Here is a 20,593-nt window from a genome sequence, read left to right as displayed (position 1 = left end):
TGCTCAGCTGGCGCGGATGTATTCGACCATATCGAAGTCATACGCATGGTCGGCATCCTTCTTGTGATGCACGCGTGAGACCTCTGTCCAGTCGCTGAAATGCACGCCGGGGAAGAACGTGTCGGCACCATCGACTGCCGCGTTGACCCAGGTGAGATAAAGACGCCGGGCCTGCGGCAAAGCTTCGGAATACACCTCGCCACCACCAATCACCATCAGCCCCGTGCCGCCCGCACGCGCCAGCCCTTCAGCCAGGGAGCGAACGGTGACCTGGCCTGGAAATGGTGCCTCATGCTTGCGGCTCAGCACGAGGTTCGTGCGATCCGGCAAGGCGCGACCGACGGCAACAGCGGTGTTGTAACCCATCAGCACGTACTTGCCGAGGGTCAGCTGCTTGAACCAGCGCAAGTCGTCGGGCAGGTGCCAGGGAAGCTGACCCTTACGCCCGATGGCAAAGTTCTCATCCAGCGCGGCGATCAACGAAATAGCCATGGAAATCCTTGGATCATCGACAAGTGGGACGGCTCGCGTCGCCGGGCCGATGGCGCCGCGCCGGCCGATCTTAGCAGGATGCGATGACGCAACCCACGCCTATCCGCCGGCTTGCCAGAGTGTTACACCGCTACCGGAGCCCTGATCGCCCCATGCGGCTCATAGCCCGTGATGGCAATGTCCTCGAAGCGGAAATCGAGCAACGAGCGAACCTCGGAATTGAGCTGCAGCTGCGGCAGCGCACGCGGTTCGCGCGATAGCTGCAAGCGCGCCTGCTCCACATGGTTGTTGTACAGGTGCGCATCGCCCAGCGTATGCACGAAATCACCCACGCCAAGGCCGCACACCTGCGCCATCATGTGGGTCAGCAAGGCATAACTGGCGATGTTGAATGGCACGCCGAGGAAGATGTCACCCGAGCGCTGATAGAGCTGGCAGCTCAACTTGCCGTCGGCCACATAGAACTGGAACAGCGCGTGGCAAGGCATGAGCGCCATCTTCGGCAACTCGCCCACATTCCACGCGCTCACCACCAGGCGGCGCGAATCCGGATTGCGCTTGATCTCGTCCACCACCCAGCGAATCTGATCCACGGTGCCGCCGTCGGCCGTGGGCCACGCACGCCATTGCTGGCCATAGACCGGGCCGAGCTCGCCGTTCACATCGGCCCATTCGTCCCAGATGCTGACGCCGTGTTCCTTGAGGTAGGCGGTATTGGTGTCGCCCTGCAGGAACCAGATCAACTCGTGAATGATCGACTTCAGGTGCAACTTCTTGGTGGTGACCAGCGGAAAACCCTGCGCCAGGTTGAAGCGCATCTGCCAGCCGAACACGCTGCGCGTGCCGGTGCCTGTGCGGTCAGCTTTTTCGGTACCGTGGTCAAGCACGTGTTGCAGCAAATCCAGATAGGCGCGCATGGGCTTATTCCTTGCCGGGCAGCGAAACGGAGTACAGCCGCAGGGTCGGCGCCTTGCGCGACATCACCAGCAACACCACGCCAACGATAACCATAGGCAAGGACTGGATCTGGCCCATGGTCAGCCAGCCCCATGCCAGATAGCCGAGCTGTGGGTCAGGCACACGCACGAACTCCACAGCGAAGCGGAAGCAGCCATACAGGAGTGCGAACAAACCCGAGATCAGATAGCGCGGTCGCGGCTTCATCGAAACCAGGAACAGCACGGCGAACATCACCACGCCTTCCAGCAGCATCTCGTACAGCTGCGAGGGATGGCGCGGCAGGTGATCCGGCGAGTTGGGGAAAATCATCGCCCAGGGCACGTCCGAAGGCTTGCCCCATAACTCACCATTGATGAAATTGCCCAATCGCCCCAGCCCCAACCCGATCGGGACCAGCGGAGCGACGAAATCCACGGTGTCAAAGAAATGCATGCCGTGACGCCGCGACCACCACCAACCCGCCGTCAGCACACCCAGCATGCCGCCGTGGAAACTCATGCCACCATCCCATACGCGAAACAGCGCCAGCGGATCGGTCCAGATCCAGTGGATGTCAGCGTAAAACAGCATGTACCACACGCGCCCACCGATGATCACACCCATCATCGCGTAGAACGCCAGGTCGCCCAGCGCGTCGCTCGTCACCGGCAATCGCCCGAGGCGACGCCGGTATTCCGCGAACAACCACGCCCCAAGGAATCCGCACAGATACATCAAGCCATACCAGTGGATCTGCAGTGGCCCCAGATGAAAGGCAACGGGGTCGATGGCAACGGTATAGGGCTGCGTCATGGGCAAATGGGGTGATGGCAAAGCGGCAGTGTAACGGTCTGAGATAGGCATGACATGGGGCCCGTGAAGCTCAGTGCCCTATGCATGGGTCCACGGATGATCCCGGCAGCAGCGGCAAATGGCTCGCGGTGTGTACCGCTTGCGCGCATGCACCTGCCGCCCATTCCCTATGGGCCTTGCAAAAACGATCACCACGGTATTTGGACCCCCAAAAGTCGCTCATGCAGCCATTTTCCCGGGGAATGCGCGCTCTGCGCCCACTACCACCTGAACATGGCAAGCAGGTTGCACACACCCGTCACTTTGTTTTAACTTCGGGGTTACATCGCCTGTCCCCCAAGCCTGGCGATGACGCGGCACGGAGACCCTTCCCCAGGGCATACGCGCCATCCCCATATCCAGATGTCCAGCTCTAGAGCGCTGGCTGCTGGCTATTTTTTGTCGGAGTTCCAACAATGAAGCAAAAGACACTGCTGGCTACTGCCATCGCCGCAGCGCTCGTGCTGCAGACGTGGTCGGTGGCCGCACAGGATGCTGCCCCCGCCCAGGCTGACCAGACCTCGGCCAAGAGCCTTGAGACCGTCACCGTTACCGGTTCGCGCATTCGCAGCGTGGACGTGGAAACCTCGCAGCCGGTCTTCACCATGGATCGCGCCGCGATCCAGGCCACTGGCCTGACCAATGTCAACGACATCCTGGCCCGCATGCCGTCGGCCGGTACTCCGGACATCACGCCGCAGGACACGCTGTCCTCGGGCGCTGACGTCGGCGGCCGCTACGTCAACATCCGCAACCTCGGCTCGCAGCGCACCTTGGTGCTGGTCAACGGCCGTCGCTGGAGCACCAGCCTCAGTGGCCTGACCGACCTGTCGACCATTCCGGTCTCCATGATCGACCGCATCGACATCCTCAAGGATGGCGCGTCTTCGATCTACGGCTCCGACGCCATCGGCGGCGTGGTGAACATCATCACCAAGGAGAAGTTCGAAGGTGCCGAAGCCAACGTCTACTTTGGCGAGAACGGCAAAGGCGACGGCAAGACCCAGAACTACGACTTCACCTGGGGCCACAGCACCGCGAAGAACTCGGTCATCGTCGGCGCTTCGTACCAGAATACCGATCCGATGTGGAACAGCGAGCGTACCGAGACCAACTATCCGAATGGCCCGCGTCACCCGCTCGATGGCTACAGCGGCACCGGCCCGTACGGTCGCATCATCGATCCGAATACCGGTTCGCAGTACGTGATCAATCACGGTGCGACCGATACGGCAAACTTCAACAACTACCATCCGTACACCGGTTCGGTCGCCGACTCGTACAACACGTATCAGGACATGACGTTCCGCGCCGGTTCCAAGCTGAAGAACCTGTTTGTGCAGGATCGCTACAAGCTGACCGACAACATCACTCTGCACGGCATGGCTAGCTACAGCACGCGTGACACCTCGTCACAGCTTGCTGGCTATCCGTTCTCGAGCGGCGGCACCGGTGTGGTGCTGAGCGGCGCGAATGCCTACAACCCGTTCCCGGGCCAGGACGTCTCGTTCTACCGCCGCTCGGTGGAACTGCCGCGCATCACCGATGCCAATTCCAAGCTCGCTCATATCGATCTGGGCGCCGAAGGCTTCTTCCAGTTCCTTGGCCACGACTGGTCGTGGGATGCGAACTACACCTACTCGCAGAACAAGATTCGCCAGGTCGGTTCGGGCAACCTGAACCTGATCAACGCACAGAACGCTCTCGGCCCGACCGCGACGGTGAACGGCCAGCTCGTCTGCGCCGACGCCGCCGCCCGCGCTGCCGGTTGCGTGCCGTGGAACATCCTGGCTGGTCCGGGTGCGACCCCGCAGTCGGTGCTGAACTACATCAACTACATCGAAACCAACCGTCAGACCAGCTCGACAGACGACTACACGGCCAACGTGTCCGGCGGCCTGTTCGATCTGCCGGCCGGTACGGTGAATCTGGCCGTGGGCGTCGAGCACCGCGGTGAGAAGGGTAACTTCCGCCCGGACGCCATGGTGTCGGCAGGCCTGACCACCGACCTCGCTGCCGCCCCGACCAACGGCGCGTACAACACCAACGAAGTCTACGCTGAGTTGGACGTGCCGCTGCTGCGTGACCTGCCGGGTGCGCAGGAACTGGGCGTCAACGTCGCCAGCCGCTACTCGCACTACAGCAACTTCGGCAGCACGACCAACAACAAGTACAGCTTCCGTTGGCGTCCGTTCGCGGATCTGTTGGTCCGTGGCACCTACGCTCAGGGCTTCCGCGCACCGACCCTCAGCGATCTGTATGGCGGTGAAGGCCAGAGCTTCGAAACCTTCCTCGATCCGTGCGACAGCAAGTACGGCGCTGCAGCCACCAGCACGGCCGTCGCACAGCGCTGCGCCGCCGCTGGCGTGCCGGCCAACTACCAGCAGGTTGCCAGCACCACCGGCAAGCCGATTACCAGCAGCAACGGTAGCCAGACGCCGGTCGCCTTCATCTCGGGCTCTAACCCGAACCTGCAGCCGGAACAGTCGATCACCCGTACGCTGGGCCTGGTCTACAGCCCGCACCAGATCGAAGGCCTGGACTTCACGGTCGACTACTACAACATCTACGTGAAGAACATCATTTCGCCGGTCGACGCGCAGAGCGTTCTGAACTACTGCTACGTCAACAACGATCCCTCGTTCTGCAGCCGCTTCACGCGTAGCGCCGTCGCCGACCCGGCCACCGGCCTGGCCGTTGGCTCGGTCAACAACCTCAACGAGAGCCTGTCGAACCTGGGTACGCTCAAGACCGAAGGTTACGACCTCGGTATCCACTACCGTCTGCCGGAAACCTCGTTCGGCCGCTTCCGCATCGCTTCGGACAGCACCTACCTGACCAAGTACGAGACCACCAGCGGTCCAGGCGCTACCCCGCAAGATCTGGTCGGCTTCATGTCCGGCGGCACTGCCGGCGGTACCGGCGAAGACGGCATGTACCGTCTGCGTTCGAACCTGCAGGTGGACTGGGATTACAAGCAGTTCGGTGCCAGCTGGACGGTGCGTTACTACGCCGGCCTGAAGGACATCTGCTACGACAACACCCCGGGCTCGCTGGTCGAGTGCTCGTCGCCGAGCTATACCAACCCCTGGTGGGGCACCTATGGCATGAGCCAGAAGGGTTCGGTGGCGTTCAACGACGCGCAGTTCCGTTACACCGCTCCGTGGAAGGGCGTGTTCACCGTTGGCGTGAACAACATCTTCAACAAGAAGGGGCCGTACTACTATTCGGTGACCACCTCGGGTACCGGCAGCTCGCCGTACAACCCGGCGTTCGACATCGACCGTTACTTCTACGTGTCGTACAACCAGAAGTTCTAAGCTCGAAAGAGTTTGATCTTCGTATGGGGCGGGCCTTCGGGCCCGCCTTTTTTTTATGCGCAACGTAGTGACGGCATGGCGTTTCGCGGTCGCGCACAGGGTGCGCTCCTACAAGACGCGTGTTGACTCGAGGAGCGCACTCTGTGCGCGACCGACAGCAACCTGATAATGGCTAGCGCAACGCTTTGCCTAAAGCAGCACGGGCCTGTCCGGCAGCTCGTCCGGCTGTGCCTTGTCATTGCCTGGGAAGTGCCGCATTAGCAGCGCATGCGCCTCGGCTATGCCATCGAGGCAGCCCTGGCGCCACGCGCTTTGGGCGAAGCTGCCGAGCATGTGGTCACGAATGGCGTCCCACTCGGGCTGGGTCACCACGGCGGCAATTCCGCGGTCGGCGACGATCACCACACGATGCTCGGCCATCAGCACGTAGAACAGCACACCGCTGTTGTGTTCGGTGTCCCACACGCGCAACTGGGCGAACACTTGCTGCGCCCGCGCATGCGCATCCAGGCCCGCCAGTACCGCCATGGGCGCCAGACGGGATTCGACGGCAAAGCAGATTTCGCCGCGATGTTCCCGCTCGCCCTGCGCGATGGCCAGCGTCATTTCGTCGAGCAGGCTCCGTGGAAACCGGTGGCGCATCTGGAACCAGCCATCGAAGAGGTTCATCAGCAGACGTTGCATGTGCGCCATCTCACCAGCTCCCAGACGAACCGCCGCCACCAAAACTGCCGCCACCGCCGCTGAAACCACCGCCTCCACTACCGCCGAAACCACCACCGCCAAAACCGCCCCAGCCACCACCGCCAATTGAGCGGCCGGCACCGGCGGGCAACAGCATCAGTCCGCCGCCGATCAGTGCACCCATGATGCCGACGCCCGCCGAGGCGGCGAGCAGCCATAGCAAACCACCAGTGATCGCTGCGCCGAGCGGCGTACGGAGCCAAACGGCGGAGCGGCCAAAGATGCCGCGCAAAAAGAACGCCACGAACACGCCGATCAACAACACATGGCCGAAGTCGAAACCGCGCCGTTCACGGTTGCCGCTTTCCACCGGCGGTGGCAAAGCCTCGCCGTTGACCAGCTGGGTCAGGGCACCCACGGCGTCGCTGATGCCGCCGTAATAATCATTGGTGCGAAATTTCGGCGCGATGTATTCGCGAACGATGCGCGCGGTCGCCGCATCAGGTACCGCACCTTCCAGCCCATAGCCGACTTCGATGCGAACACGGTGATCGCTTTTGGCCACGAGCAGCAAAAGCCCATCGTCCGTGCCTTTGCGACCGATCTTGTTGGCCTCGGCCACTGCCAGCGAATACTCGGCAATGTCCTGTGGCTGCGTGCTGGGCACCATCAGCACCACCAACTGGGCGCCCTTATCCTTCTCCAGCGCCACAAGCTTTGCGTCGAGCTGATCCACCTGCTGCGGCGTGAGCGTACCGGTGAGATCGGTGACGTGCCGCGTGAGCTTGGGTGCATCGTCGGCGGCACGCAGCAGCACCGGCGACAGCAGCGCCATCGCCAGCACCAGCAACAGGCGCGTCATGCGCCGCCTCATGTCAGTGCGCCGAAGAGGCAGGCGCAGGCGTGTTGCCGAAGTCGACCGTCGGCGCCGTGGAAATGGCCTTCTCGTTATCCACCGTGAAGTTCGGCTTGACCTGGTAACCGAAGATCTTGGCGGTGAGGTTGTTCGGGAACGTCCGGATCATCGAGTTGTACTGCTGCACCGACTGCACATAGCGGTTGCGCGCCACGGTGATGCGGTTCTCGGTGCCTTCCAGCTGCGCCTGCAGGTTCTGGAACAGGCCATCGGCCTTGAGCTGCGGATAGTTCTCGCTGACCACCATCAGTCGCGACAGCGCACTGGAAAGCTGGCCTTGCGCCTGCTGGAACTGCTGTAGCTTCTGGGGATCGTTCAGCGCATCCGGCGACAGCTGCATGGTGCCGACCTTGGCGCGTGCATTGGTCACCTCGGTCAGCACTTTTTCCTCGTGCTGGGCGTAACCCTTCACCGTATTGACCAGATTGGGCACCAGGTCAGCGCGTCGCTGGTACTGGTTGATCACCTCGGACCAGGCTGCCTTGACCGCCTCGTCCTGGCGCTGGATGGCGTTGTAGCCGCAACCCGAAAGGCCGGCGACGACCAGCAGCAATGCAAGGGCACGAAGAAGTTTCATGGGGATGCTCCAATCCGGTGGAGGGCCCATTGCAGCATTCCGCCGTGACGGGCGCAATCTTGCGGTGCCTGCCTGCGACGGCGCACAGGGTGCGCTGCCGCAGAACGGAGCCTGGCTTTACATCCAGCGCGGCCAGAGAATCAGGCCCCAGCTCAGGGCCGTCAGCATCAGCAGCAGGAAAACCGCAGCGGACCCCATGTCCTTGGCCCGCCCCGCCAGCTCGTGGAACTCGGGGCTCACCTTGTCCACCACCGCTTCCACCGCGGAGTTGAGCAACTCGGCCGACAGCACCAACACCGGCGGCAGCAACAGCGCGATCTTTTCCAGCGGCCCATTACCCAGCCACAGCCCCGCCGGCACCAGCACCACGGCCAGGCACACCTCCAGCCGGAACGAGGCTTCGTGGCGCCATCCCGCCTGCAAGCCCTTCATGGACCACTTGAAGGCATTCCAGATCTGTCTGGGCCCGCGGAAACCGGTGGCGGCCATGGTGTCGTCGTCCTATTAGAGCGTGCGGTGCAGCCGCGCTCGTGTGGCGGGCATAAGCCCGCAATCATGCCATAGCCGGTCGCACCCCGCCGCCTGCGGTTTCCGGCATGCGGCAGTGCAACGTCTCCTGAATGACGGATGGGTTACGCTCGGCCACTTTGTGACCCGGTTCCGGGTTGCGATGAGCCGGCCGCGACGCGGTCGTTGTATGAACCATGTACGGACAATTGAATGGCAATCCAGAATCCACCGGTCTCCCAGACCCGCTCGTTCAGCACTGTCTTCCTGATCGAGATGTGGGAGCGTTTCGGCTTCTACGGCATGCAGGTGTTGATGGTCACCTACATGATGAAGAAGCTGGGCTTTGTCGACAGCAAGGCCAACCTGGTCTGGGGCGCGGCTGCCGCGCTGATCTATGCGACGCCCGCCATCGGCGGTTGGGTGGGCGATAAGCTCATCGGCACGCGCCGCACCATGGTTGCCGGCGCCGTCGTGCTGGCGCTGGGCTACGCGATGCTGTGGATTCCTTCCAATAATCCCACCCTGCTGTACTGCGCGCTTGGCGTGATCATCGTCGGCAATGGCTTCTTCAAGCCCAATGCCGGCAACCTCGTGCGCAAGATCTACGAGGGTGACGATGTCCGCATCGATAGCGCCTTCACCTTCTACTACATGGCGGTGAACGTCGGGTCGATGGTCTCGATGACGGCCACGCCGTGGATCCGCGACTACGTCGGCGCGCACTACGGCGATGCGATGGGCTGGCACACCGCGTTCGGTGCGTGCGCCGTTGGCCTGGCCCTGGGCCTGATCAACTACTCGCTGATGCATCGCACGCTGGCGCACATCGGCTCCCCCGCCGACGAGCAGCCGATACAGCCCAAGCGCGTACTCGCATTGTTGGCTGCTTCGCTGGTTCTGGTAGCCATCTCGGCTTTCATCCTGCAGAGCTTGCTGGCGGCGGAAATCTGCGTGTACCTCGCCGGCATCGTGATTCTTGGCATCTTCGTGCACCTGATCCGCGGTGCCGAGAAGAGTGAGCGTGCCGGTCTTATCGCTGCACTGGTACTGACCGTGCAGACGATCTTCTTCTTCATCTTCTACGCGCAGATGGCGACGTCGCTGAACTTGTTTGCGCAGAAGAACGTGAACCTGTCGTTCGACATGTTCGGCATGCACCTGTTCAACTGGATTCCGGAGCAGTACCAGAACCTCAATGCGATCTGGATCGTGATCCTCAGCCCCGTGCTGGTATTGATTTACAACTCGCTCGGCCGCTTGGGCAAGGATCCGTCGGTAGCATTCAAGTTCGCACTGGGTTTTGCCGCCGTGGCGCTGGGCTTCTTCATGTACGGCTTCGGCGCGCTGGGTGCGGTTGATGGTCAGGTGTCATCCTGGACCATGGTCTGGGGCTATGGCTTCTACTCTCTGGGCGAACTGCTGGTGAGCGGCCTGGGTCTGGCGATGATCGCCCGCTACGTGCCGGCGCGCATGGGCGGCTTCATGATGGGCGCGTACTACGTTGCCGTCGGCATCTCGCAGTACCTGGGCAGCGTGGTGGCCAACATCGCGGCCATGCCGGAAAACATCAGCAACCCGGTCGAGTCGCTGAACATCTACATCAGCCTGTTCAACAAGCTCGGCTTTGTGGGCATCGCCTGCACGGTCATCGCCGTGGTGATGCTGCCGCTGATGAACCGCCTCTCGCGCAGCCACTCCGAGGCGCATACGCCACTGCCGGCGGTGCATAGCGAAGAAGTTTGAGGCTCTACTCCCTCTCCCCTGTGGGGAGAGGGTTGGGGTGAGGGGAGAATCTTGCCAAGTTGCCAAGTCGAGCCCGGCTTTCATTGAGACTCTTCTGCGAGCACCCGCCCCTCACCTCGGTCCTCTCCCCAAAGGGGAGAGGATGGAAGAGCTAGTATCGCCTCATGAAACGCCCTACTTCCCAGCAGCGCATCGGCCCCCGCACGCTCTTCCGCAGCCTTGCCTGGCTGCGCATCTGCGCCATCGCAGGCCAGAGTGCCGCCGTGCTCGTTTGCGCGCTGTGGATGAAGCTGGATATCCCATTGTTGCCGCTACTGGTGGGTATCGGCCTGCTGGCGGTGTTCGCGGTATTCGCCGCGTGGCGATTGGCCCAACCCTGGCCCATCCGGCAGTGGGAAACCATCCTGCACGTCGCGGTCGATACGCTGATTCTCGGCTACCTGCTGCATTTCACCGGTGGCGCCAGCAATCCGTTCATCGCCTTGCTGCTGGTACCCATCGCGCTGAGTGCGGCAGCGCTTTCAGTGAACGCCGTTCTGGCGGTGGCGGCGCTGGCTGGCGTGGCCTATCTGGTCCTGCTGTTCTGGTACGTGCCCCTGCCCGTCCCGATGCAAGGCGAGGCACCCACCGGGTTCTCGCTGCATGTGCTGGGCATGGGCGCGAACTTCGTGATCATGGCCTTGTTGCTGGGCTTCTTCATCAACCGGCTGGCACGCGCGGTGCGTCTGCAGCAGCTGGAAGTGCAACGCGTACGAGAGCGCGCGCTGCGTGACGAAGGCATTCTCGCCATCGCCACTCAGGCCGCCGGCGCCGCGCATGAACTGAACACGCCACTGTCGACCATGCGTACGCTGCTTCCTGAATTGCGGCGCGAGCATGCCGGAGATGCACTGCTGGCAGAAGACCTTGCGCTACTGGAAGGCCAGGTGGATCGCTGCCGGACGATCCTTCGTGAAATGGTCGCCTTCGGCAAAGCGCAGCTCTCTCAGGAACCGGAACAACTCACCGTCGCCAACTTTATTCATGGCTGCCTGGAGCGCTTCCAACTGCTGCGCCCCGAAGCGGATCTGGCGCTGGCGCTGGATCAGGAGGTCGCCCGCACCGTGCTGCGCACGCCTCCCGGCTTGCGTCACGCCCTGCTCAACCTGCTGAACAATGCCGCGGACGCCTCAGCCATGAACCAGTCACAAGCAGTCGCGCTGACAGTGCGACGTGACGGCGGCTGGCTGGAGCTGATCGTGATCGATCATGGCCCTGGATTCACCGCTACCGGCGAACTTGCCGTATTGGGCCAGTCGCACAAGCAGACCGGCCTGGGTATTGGCTTGGCGCTGGCCGAAGCGACCGCCGAACGCCTCGAGGGCGAATTGACGGCCATCAATACCGGCAATGGCGCGCAAATGAGCCTGCGCCTGCCGCTGGCAGTGATCGCCGCGCCATAATTCCTGCGGCGGATAGCCACAGTGGCACATGGCCACATGTGAATGCGTTGTCGCACCGGCGAAAATAAGCGCGTCCGGCCCCGTGCCGTGGAGAACCCCATGAGCGACCAGCAACTCCTGATCATCGATGACGATGCCACCTTCGCCCGTGTTTTGGCGCGTGCCCTCAGCTCTCGCGGCTTCGAGGTCATCACCGCAAGCAACGCTGACGAGGCACGCGCCCTGACCCGACGGCACCAGCCGCGCTATTGCGTGCTCGACCTGAAGCTGGGCGACGAAAACGGCTTGCGGCTGATCCCCGAACTGCAGGCGCTGGTACCTGAGATTCGCGTGCTGCTGCTGACGGGCTACGCCTCCATCGCTACCGCAGTGGAAGCCATCAAGCGCGGCGCCCACGACTATCTGGCCAAGCCAGTCGATGCCGATGCCGTGGTTCGCGCTTTGCTGGACGGCGATACCAGCACCGGTGATGACGATGTCATCGATGCACCGGAAGCGCCGCTGGCGCTACGTCGCCTGGAGTGGGAACACATCCAGCGCGTACTCACCGAGTGCGACGGCAACATCTCCGAAACGGCGCGCCGCCTGGGCATGCATCGCCGCACACTGCAGCGCAAGCTCAGCAAACATCCGGTACGCGAGCGGCCGGATAGCGAGGACTGAGTTGTACGCCTTGTCGTTTCTCTCAAAAGGAGAAACGACGAAGATCAAATTTGTGGCGTGCTGCCGGAGTCGGTCGGCAGCGGTTCCGCTGTACCGTCGTTCTCATCGCCATAGATGGCCACATGCGGCACGCCATCGGCACCAATCCAGCCGCGATACATGCCATCGGTATTGAACGGCATGGCCACCGTGCCGTTCGCGTCCAGCGCAATGGCGCCGCCATTGCCACCCATGGACGGAATCTCCTGATTGATGACTTCGGCCGCTGCACGACGGAGCGGCACACGCATTTGAGTCACGCGCATGCAGATCTCGTGTGCGGCCACCGTGCGGATGTAGTACTCGCCCCAACCGGTTCCCGACACTGCGCAACCAGAGTTGGCGTAGGTGCCGGCACCGATGACCGGTGAGTCGCCAATGCGGCCCCACCGTTTGTCGTTCATGCCCCCGGTGGAGGTACCCGCTGCCAGATGGCCGTCGACATCCAGCGCTACCGCACCGACCGTACCGAAGTGTTTGGCCGTCTCGACGTCTGAATGCTTGGCGTGTTCGGCATCTTCCTTCAACGCCTTCTGCAATTGCTGCCAGCGCTCATCGGTCCGGAAGTAGGAAGGATCGACCAATTCGACGCCCACCTGCCTGGCAAATTCCTCCGCGCCATCGCCTACCAGCATCACATGCTGAGTTTTCTCCATCACCGCCCGCGCCAGCAGGATCGGGTTCTTCACACGATGCACATCAGCGACCGAGCCAGCCTCCAACGTGGAGCCATCCATGATCGCCGCATCCAGCTCGTTCTTGCCGTCGTGCGTAAACACCGAGCCCTTGCCGGCGTTGAAGTTCGGGTCATCCTCCAGCACAGCGATTGCTGTGGACACCGCATCGACCGCCGTCTTGCCCGCCTTCAGCTGGGCGTAGCCCTTCTGCAATGCCTCAGTAAGAGCCGCGCGCACCGCCTTCTCTCTGACCGGACTCATCTCACGCTTGATCACCCCGGCGCCGCCATGGATCACCAGGACGGGCGCGGTGGCATGGCTCATGGACGCAATCCCCAGCGCCGCGATGGCAGCGACAAGACGGCAAGACTTCACAGACGCTACTCCCCGGAATGTTGGCCCCGAGTATAGCCAGCGGTCCGTCCATGCTCATCCGGATGGTGGCAGCGAACGAGTTCACCCCAGTTTTCCGGGCCTTGCGACCTTCGTACAGCATGAGCAGTCATCAATCCGTCGTATCCTTGGCAGCTGGCTTACCCCTGCAAGAAGGCATCGCAATGGACAAGGTTTATGCAAGCGCGGCGCAAGCTCTCGACGGGCTGCTGTCCGACGACATGACCATCGCAGCCGGCGGCTTCGGCTTGTGCGGCATCCCCGAAAACCTGATCGCGGCGTTGCTCGCGGCGGGTACCAAAGGGCTAACCATCGTGGGCAACAACGCCGGCGTGGACGATTTCGGCATGGGCCCGCTGCTGAAAACCCGCCAGGTGAAGCGCGTGTATGCGTCCTACGTGGGCGAGAACAAGGAATTCGAGCGCCAGGTGCTCGCCGGTGAGCTGGAGCTGCATCTGGTGCCGCAGGGCACGCTGGCCGAGAAGCTGCGCGCCGGCGGCGCCGGCATTCCCGGCTTCTACACGCGCACCGCGTTCGGCACCAAGCTGGCTGAGGGTAAGGAAACCAAAGTGTTCGACGGCAAGGAATACGTGCTGGAGGAAGCCATCCACGCCGACGTGTCCATCGTGAAGGCCTGGAAGGGCGATCGCCTGGGCAACCTGGTGTTCCGCAAGACCGCGCGCAACTTCAACCCGATGATCGCCACCTGCGGCAAGATCTGCGTGGCCGAGGTGGAAGAACTGGTGGAAGTTGGTGTGCTTGAGCCGGACAACATCCATGTGCCCGGCATCTACGTCGACCGCATCATCAAGGGTCCCTCGTACGAGAAGCGCATCGAGTTCCGTACCGTAGCCGGCGTCAACACTGGCAAGGAAAGCCCCATCCGTGCCGCCATGGCCCAGCGCGCTGCCAAGGAATTGCAGGATGGTTTCTACGTGAACCTCGGCATCGGCATTCCGACCCTGGTGGCCAACTACATTCCGCCGGGCATGGACGTCACCCTGCAATCGGAAAACGGCCTGCTCGGCATCGGTCCGTTTCCGGATGACGCCCACGTTGATCCGGACCTGATCAACGCCGGCAAGCAGACCATCACCACCCTGCCCGGCTCAAGCTTCTTCTCCAGCGCCGAATCGTTCGCGATGATCCGTGGCGGTCACGTCGATCTTTCGATCCTCGGCGGTCTGGAAGTGTCCTGCACCGGTGACCTCGCCAACTGGATGGTTCCAGGCAAGATGGTGAAGGGCCCGGGCGGCGCGATGGATCTGGTCAGCGGCGTCAAGCGCGTGGTGGTGCTGATGGAGCACAGCGCAAAAGACGGCTCGCCCAAAATCAAGGACGAGTGCGACCTGCCCATCACCGGCAAGCAGGTGGTAGACCTGATCATCACCGACCTGTGCGTGTTCTCGGTTGAGAAGGGCAAGGGCCTCACGCTCACCGAACTGCACGAAGGCGTGACTCTGGAAGACGTGAAGGCGAAGACGGGTTGTGCGTTTACAGTTAGCGCTTCGTTGAAGCAGTAACCAGAACGCGGAAGCAAAGAGGCACCGAGTCCCAGCGTTTGCTGGGATGACGAACGTAACGCCTGTTTCCCCTCACCGTCATCCCAGCGAAGGCTGGGATCCAGCGCCTTGGACTACACCGCCACTGGCACCGACTCGGGAAAACGTATGCGCGCGACATGCCGGCGGTCCCCGCGCGTCTGCAATTCCAGCGGCCAATGGAATCGCTCGCTGATCCGTTGGGCGATGGCCAGTTCGAAACCATGACGGTTCGCTCCGGCAGGAGCAGGCACCTCGCCGCGATGCGATACCGTCACCACGCCGGGCATCACGGTGACCACTATCGTGCCGCCCTCGGCTTGCTGGCAGGCGTTTCGTATCAACTGCCAGCACAGCACGGCGAATACGCGCGGCGAGCCGTGCAAGGCAAAGCGCGCCGGCTCTTCAAGCTCCAGGGTGATGGGGCGACCCTCTAGCATTTCCAGTACGTCAGGCAATTCGTGGCGTATCACATCGTTGACCACGAAATCCTCTTCGGTAAGGCCGTTGTCGGATTCGCGCGCAAGGATCAGCAGCGCTTCAACCAGTGCTTCCATTTCACGTGTTGAACGCTTGATGCGCTGTACCGAGCGCTGACCGAATTCGCCGAGCGAGAGGTCATCGGCAAGCATATCGGCCGACATTTTGATCACGGTGAGTGGGCTGCGCAGTTCGTGGCTGGCGTCGCGCGTGAAGTTGCGCTCGCGCTGGTTGTAGCCGGCGATGCGGTTGGCGAAGCCGTAGAGACTGTTGGCCAGCGTCGCTATGTCCGCATCGGTGCGTTGCGGCAACTGATCCGGCCGCCATCCGTTGAGATCGAACGATTGCTGGTCCCAGTCGCTGACGGTGCGTGCCAGGCGACTTACTGGTGCCCATTGGCGGCGCGCCGCCAGCCAGGCCAGCACGCTGATGATCACGATCAGCGCCAGCACGGCGCCAGCCGGCGCCACGTCATACAGGCCCATCAGGCACACGATGACGATGGCCAGCATCTGCAAGCCAAAGATGACTGCCAAGCGTCGATGGAACAGTCCGCTGCGGAACATCCGCTCGGACTGTGCACTACCCCTGCTGGCCATAATCAATTCATGCGCGCGTGATCATGCCGGCTGCGAGGCAGAGGCCACCTCCGATTCGAGATCGGCAAGGCGATAACCGGCGGAATGGATGGTATGCAGCAGGGGACGTTCGAACGGTTTGTCGATGACTCTGCGCAGGTTGTACAGGTGTGAGCGCAGCGTGTCCGAGTCGGGCAGTGTGTCACCCCAGATCTCACGCTCGATGTCGCGCCGGCTCACTACGCGCGGTGATTCCCGCATCAGGATTGCCAGCAGCTTCAGGCCGATCGGCGACACGGTAAGCTCCTGGCCGCTGCGCACCAGACGCAGCGTGGCGGTGTCCAGCGTCATGTCGCCCACGGTGAGGATCTCGGTGGACACCTGGCGGCGATCGCGGCGGATCAGTGCGCGCAGGCGGGCTTCCAGCTCACGTACTTCGAACGGCTTGACCAGGTAATCGTCGGCACCGGCTTCCAGGCCCACCAGCTTGTCTTCCAGCGTGTCGCGGGCAGTAAGCATCAACACGGGAGTGGACTTTTTGGCGTCACGGCGGAGCTTGCGACATACGTCCAGGCCATCCATGCCCGGCAGCATCAGGTCGAGCACCACCACGTCGTAACTGTTGGATACGGCCAGGTGCAACCCGCTGACGCCATCTGCCGCGTAGTCCACCGAATAGCCACGGCGTTCCAGGAATTCGCCGACCATCTCCGCAATCTGGCGGTTGTCTTCCACCAGAAGAATCAGGCCGGATTGTTCGTCGCGTGAGCTCATTCTTACCTCCTGCTGCAGCTGACTTCACAAAGGTGAACAGCTAACGACCGGCATCGTGAGGATCATGTGAAATTCGCCGGATTGGTTCACAAGGGGGTGTGACCGTATTCACGTTAGCGCAACAGCGGCTGTAGCGCTTTCCACACGTTGTCCAGGACCTGAGGCTGCGCGGAGGCCACCGGATGCAGGCCGTCCTCCTGCATCAGTTCGGGCCTGAGCGCCACGCCATCGAGCAGAAACGGCAGCAGCGCCGCCTTCTTTTCCTTCGCCACACCACCATAGACGGCGCGAAGGCCGTCGCGGTACTGCGGGCCGTAGTTCACCGGCAGCTCGATGCCCAGCAGCAGCACGCGCGCCTTGGCCTGCTGGCCGGCGTCGACCATCGCCGCCAGGTTGGCCTGCAAGGGCGTGAGCGGCAGGCCGCGCAGGCCGTCATTGGCACCAAGCTCGATCACAAGCACCGACGGGTGGTACTTCTCCAGCAACGCGGGCAGGCGATTGCGACCGCTCAGCGAGGTTTCGCCGCTGATGCTGGCATTGACCACTGTCCAACCCGGCTCCATCTTGGTCAGACGGTCACCCAGCAGATGCACCCAGCCGGAGTCGACCGAAATATTGTGCGCGGCGGACAGCGAGTCGCCCAGCACCAGCACGGTTTTCGGCGGGGCCGCCTGGGCGGTGCCGACGATGGCGCCCAGCAGCACGAGCAGGCAGTAAAGGAAACGACGCATGAGTGGTAATGCCTCCGCTTTTTCCAACAGTGTTCTTCTGGACGCGGTCGATGTTAGCAAGTCGGTCCAGGGCCCCGAAGGACGACTGGACATTCTTACGGGCGTGTCGCTGCAAGTGCCCGAAGGCGAAAGCTTCGCCATCGTCGGCGCCTCCGGTTCCGGCAAGACCACCCTGCTCGGCCTGCTGGCCGGACTCGATACGCCAAGCAGCGGGCATATCGTGCTGGACGGTCACGCGCTGGAAAAACTGGACGAGGAAGCCCGCGCCGACCTCCGCCGGCGCCTGGTCGGATTCGTGTTCCAGTCGTTCCACCTGCTGCCGGCACTGACTGCCGAGGAAAATGTGATGCTGCCGCTGGAGCTGGAAGGCCGCGACGACGCACGCGCCCGTGCCCGCGAAGCGCTTGAGGCGGTCGAGCTAACTGCCCGGCGCCGCCACTACCCGGCCCAGCTCTCCGGCGGCGAGCAGCAGCGCGTGGCCATCGCCCGTGCCTTCGTGCATCGCCCGCGCCTGCTGTTCGCCGATGAGCCCACCGGCAACCTCGACCAGCGCACCGGCCATCACATCAGCGACCTGATGTTCGAGCTCAATCACGACCATCGCACCACCCTGGTGCTGGTCACGCATGATCCGAAACTGGCCGCCCGCTGCAACCGCCAGGTGGAGCTCGACAACGGCCGCGTGATCTCGCCTTCGCGTGTCTCCGCTGCGGTGTTGCCATGACATTGCGCCACGTGATGACGGAGAACGGCGCATGAAGCTTTTCACGCTGTCCCTGCGCAGCTTGCGCCGCGAATGGCACCTGCCCGAGCTGCGCACACTCGGCGCGTCGCTGGTGCTGGCGGTGGTGGCGCTGGGCGTGGTTGCCACGCTGTCCACCCGCATGGAGCGCGGCGTACTGGCCAGCGCGGCCGAGCTGATCGGAGGCGACCTGGGCATCAGCTCGCCCCAGGCGCTGCCTGCGAGCTACGCCACGCAGGCAGCGCAGCGCGGGCTGCACGCGACGCAAGGCGCCAGCTTTCCCAGCGTGGCCTTCGCTCATGAGCAAAGCCAGTTGCTCGACGTACAGGCCACCGACGGCGCTTATCCGCTGCGCGGCATGCTGGAGCTGCGCAATGCGCAGGGCCAGGGCGTGGTCGGTCACGGCCCTTCTGCCGGCACGGTCTACCTCGATCACCGCGCGCTGGTCGCGCTGAATCTCAAGCTCGGCGACAACGTGCAGCTGGGTGGACGCGACCTGCGCATCGCCGCCGAGCTGGTGCGCCAGCCTGACGGTGGCGAGCTGGTGGCGATGGCGCCACGCGCGCTGATGAACGTCAGTGATGCCCAGCAAGCTGGCCTGCTGGGCATGGGCAGCCGTGCACGTCACCGCCTGCTGATCGCCGGTGAGCCAACGTCCGTGCAGAACTGGCGCGAATGGGTGCAGTCGCAAACCCTGCCCCAGGGCGCCGAACTGATTACCCCCGAGCAGACGCAGGAGCGCATGCGCAGTGCTTTCGACCGCGCCAGCGCCTTTCTGCGCCTTACCGCCTTGCTGTCGGCGCTGTTGGCCGGCGTGGCCATCGCGATGGCCGCGCAACGGTACGCGCGACGCAAGACCAACGAAGTGGCCTTGCTGCGCGCCCTGGGTACGCCTCGTCGGCAGGTGTTGGGGCTGCTGGTCGGCACGCTGGGGCTGCTTGCGGTGCCAGCGGTCATCATTGGCGGCGCAGTGGCGCTGGCGTTGGCCCAAGTGACCTGGAGCTTCGCCAGCCAGCTGTTCTCAACCGTACCGACCATGCTGCCGCTGGGCCCGGCTTTCGCCGCTGCGGTGATGGGGCTGGCGGTGCTCGCAGGCTTCGCCCTGCCGCCGCTCGTACGGCTGGCCGAAGTGCCGCCGGTGGCGGTGTTTCGCGAAAGCGCCGCGCGCCGCGTGCGCCGTTTCGACGCGCTGTACCTGATACCGGCCCTGGTCGCCCTGCTGCTGATCTGGAGCCAGAGTGGTTCGGCCAAGCTCGCCGGCGTGCTCGCCGTCAGCTTGCTGGGCGTGGCGATAGTGGCCGCGCTGCTTTCGGCTCTGCTGTTGTGGATTGCACGGCGCGTGGCGCCCGGTGCGCATCCCGCGCTACGCCTGGGCCTGGCCGCGCTGGCGCGTCGCCGCGGCATGAGTTTGCTGCAGGCAACGGCGTTGAGTCTTGGGTTGGTTGCCCTGCTGCTGCTCGCCATCGTCGCGCCGGCCTTGCTCGCAGGCTGGCGTGGCGAGTTGCCTTCGGACACGCCCAACTGGTTTGTGCTCAATCTGCAGGACGACCAGCGCCCGGGGTTTGAACAGGCGCTGTCGCAAATGGGCGGCCAAAAGCTCAACATGCTGCCGCTGGCGGTGGGCAAACTCACCGCGATCAACGGGCACCCTATCGACCAGCTCAACTTCAAGGACGAGCGCGCCAAGGACTGGGCCGATCGCCAACTGCGCCTCTCATGGGCGCGAGAGCTGCCGCCGAGCAATGAGGTCATCGCCGGTCAATGGCATGGTGACAAACCCGCGCAGGCGGAAGTGTCGATCGATACCATGTGGCGCGACATGTTCGCGCTGAAAGTGGGTGACACGATGAGTTTCAACGTGGGCGAAGGCAGTATCGATGCGCGCGTGGGCAGTATCCGCCGTGTCGACTGGACATCGTTCCGCGTGAATTTTTTCCTGGTGTTCGACTCCGCGCACGCCAGCAGCCTGCCGCATACGTGGATCTCCAGTTTCTACCTGCCACGCGGACACACGCAGGCCTTGGCGCAACTGTCACGCGACTACAGCAACCTCAGCCTGATCGACGTGGATGCCATGCTCGATCGCGTGCGCGACATCGTGAATCAGGTCAGCGGTGCGGTGCGCTGGGTGCTCGGCTTCAGCCTGCTGGCTGGCGCGCTGGTGCTGGCCGCCGCGCTGGCAGCCAGTGCACAGGAGCGCCGTCACGAAGCTGCCCTTCTGCGCACGCTGGGTGCACGCCGCAGTCAGCTACGCGCCGCGGCCGCGTGCGAGTTCGCGTTGCTCGGCCTGGTGGCGGGCCTTACCGCCGCGTTCGGCGCCGCGGGCACGGGAATGTGGCTGGGGCATGCGATATTCCATATCGAAAACTTCGTGCCGCCGCTGGGTTCCTTGCTGCTGGCAGCGCTTGCCGCCGCCGTGGTGGTGATGCTGCTGGGGCTGGCCGGTACCCGGCGCGTCAGCCATACCTCGCCCATGCGCCTGTTGCGGGAAAACTGAGCT

General features: G+C 63.3%; 18 protein-coding genes. 7 read left to right on the top strand and 11 right to left on the bottom strand.

Going from position 1 to position 20,593, the window contains the following annotated elements; translation table 11 throughout:
- Positions 1 to 3: 3 nt before the first annotated feature.
- The 3 genes from AC3CBN_RS09630 to lgt form a co-directional block, all read right to left on the bottom strand.
- On the bottom strand, positions 4 to 492 hold the full coding sequence (locus AC3CBN_RS09630; RefSeq protein ID WP_488636580.1) for a dihydrofolate reductase: 489 nt from the start codon (positions 490 to 492) through the stop codon (positions 4 to 6).
- A 122-nt stretch (positions 493 to 614) separates the two neighbouring features.
- On the bottom strand, positions 615 to 1,409 hold the full coding sequence (locus AC3CBN_RS09625; protein ID WP_488636579.1) for a thymidylate synthase: 795 nt from the start codon (positions 1,407 to 1,409) through the stop codon (positions 615 to 617).
- A 4-nt stretch (positions 1,410 to 1,413) separates the two neighbouring features.
- Complete coding sequence (gene lgt, locus AC3CBN_RS09620) at positions 1,414 to 2,244, bottom strand: prolipoprotein diacylglyceryl transferase (protein WP_488636578.1); 831 nt, start codon at positions 2,242 to 2,244, stop codon at positions 1,414 to 1,416.
- A gap of 455 nt (positions 2,245 to 2,699) precedes the next feature.
- Between lgt and AC3CBN_RS09615 the strand changes: the two genes are divergently transcribed.
- On the top strand, positions 2,700 to 5,603 hold the full coding sequence (locus tag AC3CBN_RS09615; RefSeq protein WP_488636577.1) for a TonB-dependent receptor plug domain-containing protein: 2,904 nt from the start codon (positions 2,700 to 2,702) through the stop codon (positions 5,601 to 5,603).
- A gap of 189 nt (positions 5,604 to 5,792) precedes the next feature.
- On the opposite strand, the gene AC3CBN_RS09610 is transcribed toward AC3CBN_RS09615, so the two are convergent.
- From AC3CBN_RS09610 to AC3CBN_RS09595, 4 genes are all read right to left on the bottom strand, one after another.
- Entirely contained in the window at positions 5,793 to 6,296 is a 504-nt protein-coding gene (locus AC3CBN_RS09610) for a TPM domain-containing protein (protein WP_488636576.1), read from the bottom strand.
- Between the two features lies 1 nt (position 6,297).
- Positions 6,298 to 7,161 carry a TPM domain-containing protein gene (locus AC3CBN_RS09605; protein ID WP_488636575.1) on the bottom strand — a complete coding sequence of 288 codons (864 nt, stop codon included), beginning with the start codon at positions 7,159 to 7,161 and terminating at the stop codon, positions 6,298 to 6,300.
- Position 7,162: 1 nt separating this feature from the next.
- A complete protein-coding gene (locus AC3CBN_RS09600; protein WP_488636699.1) occupies positions 7,163 to 7,786 on the bottom strand; it encodes a LemA family protein in 624 nt (207 codons plus the stop codon).
- A 111-nt stretch (positions 7,787 to 7,897) separates the two neighbouring features.
- Entirely contained in the window at positions 7,898 to 8,269 is a 372-nt protein-coding gene (locus AC3CBN_RS09595; protein WP_488636574.1) for a diacylglycerol kinase, read from the bottom strand.
- A 231-nt stretch (positions 8,270 to 8,500) separates the two neighbouring features.
- Here AC3CBN_RS09595 and AC3CBN_RS09590 point away from each other — a divergent pair, with 231 nt between their 5' ends.
- The 3 genes from AC3CBN_RS09590 to AC3CBN_RS09580 all read left to right on the top strand — a co-directional run bounded on the left by AC3CBN_RS09590 (position 8,501) and on the right by AC3CBN_RS09580 (position 12,138).
- Entirely contained in the window at positions 8,501 to 10,033 is a 1,533-nt protein-coding gene (locus AC3CBN_RS09590) for a peptide MFS transporter (protein ID WP_488636573.1), read from the top strand.
- Between the two features lie 164 nt (positions 10,034 to 10,197).
- Positions 10,198 to 11,475, top strand: a complete 1,278-nt coding sequence (locus AC3CBN_RS09585) for an ATP-binding protein (protein WP_488636572.1) — start codon at positions 10,198 to 10,200, stop codon at positions 11,473 to 11,475.
- Between the two features lie 99 nt (positions 11,476 to 11,574).
- A complete protein-coding gene (locus AC3CBN_RS09580) occupies positions 11,575 to 12,138 on the top strand; it encodes a response regulator transcription factor (RefSeq protein ID WP_488636571.1) in 564 nt (187 codons plus the stop codon).
- A gap of 44 nt (positions 12,139 to 12,182) precedes the next feature.
- Here the strand turns inward: AC3CBN_RS09580 and AC3CBN_RS09575 are convergent, their stop codons facing one another.
- Entirely contained in the window at positions 12,183 to 13,178 is a 996-nt protein-coding gene (locus AC3CBN_RS09575) for an isoaspartyl peptidase/L-asparaginase family protein (protein WP_488636570.1), read from the bottom strand.
- Positions 13,179 to 13,411: 233 nt separating this feature from the next.
- On the opposite strand from AC3CBN_RS09575, the gene AC3CBN_RS09570 reads away from it, so the two are divergent.
- Entirely contained in the window at positions 13,412 to 14,770 is a 1,359-nt protein-coding gene (locus tag AC3CBN_RS09570) for a 3-oxoacid CoA-transferase (protein ID WP_488636569.1), read from the top strand.
- A gap of 113 nt (positions 14,771 to 14,883) precedes the next feature.
- On the opposite strand, the gene AC3CBN_RS09565 is transcribed toward AC3CBN_RS09570, so the two are convergent.
- The 3 genes from AC3CBN_RS09565 to AC3CBN_RS09555 all read right to left on the bottom strand — a co-directional run bounded on the left by AC3CBN_RS09565 (position 14,884) and on the right by AC3CBN_RS09555 (position 17,351).
- Positions 14,884 to 15,867: a sensor histidine kinase gene (locus tag AC3CBN_RS09565; protein WP_488636568.1), complete on the bottom strand. Its 984-nt coding sequence runs from the start codon at positions 15,865 to 15,867 to the stop codon at positions 14,884 to 14,886.
- Between the two features lie 21 nt (positions 15,868 to 15,888).
- The gene (locus AC3CBN_RS09560; protein WP_488636567.1) at positions 15,889 to 16,620 is read right to left on the bottom strand and encodes a response regulator transcription factor; all 732 of its coding nucleotides are present in this window, start codon (positions 16,618 to 16,620) and stop codon (positions 15,889 to 15,891) included.
- Between the two features lie 113 nt (positions 16,621 to 16,733).
- Positions 16,734 to 17,351: an arylesterase gene (locus tag AC3CBN_RS09555; RefSeq protein WP_488636566.1), complete on the bottom strand. Its 618-nt coding sequence runs from the start codon at positions 17,349 to 17,351 to the stop codon at positions 16,734 to 16,736.
- On the opposite strand from AC3CBN_RS09555, the gene AC3CBN_RS09550 reads away from it, so the two are divergent.
- Positions 17,350 to 18,075: an ABC transporter ATP-binding protein gene (locus AC3CBN_RS09550; protein WP_488636565.1), complete on the top strand. Its 726-nt coding sequence runs from the start codon at positions 17,350 to 17,352 to the stop codon at positions 18,073 to 18,075. The genes AC3CBN_RS09555 and AC3CBN_RS09550 overlap by 2 nt on opposite strands.
- Positions 18,076 to 18,106: 31 nt before the next feature.
- Positions 18,107 to 20,590: an ABC transporter permease gene (locus tag AC3CBN_RS09545; RefSeq protein ID WP_488636564.1), complete on the top strand. Its 2,484-nt coding sequence runs from the start codon at positions 18,107 to 18,109 to the stop codon at positions 20,588 to 20,590.
- The last annotated feature ends 3 nt before the right edge of the window (positions 20,591 to 20,593 follow it).

The organism is Dyella sp. OK584 (assembly GCF_057787755.1).
This window is presented reverse-complemented; position numbering and strand designations above follow the sequence as displayed.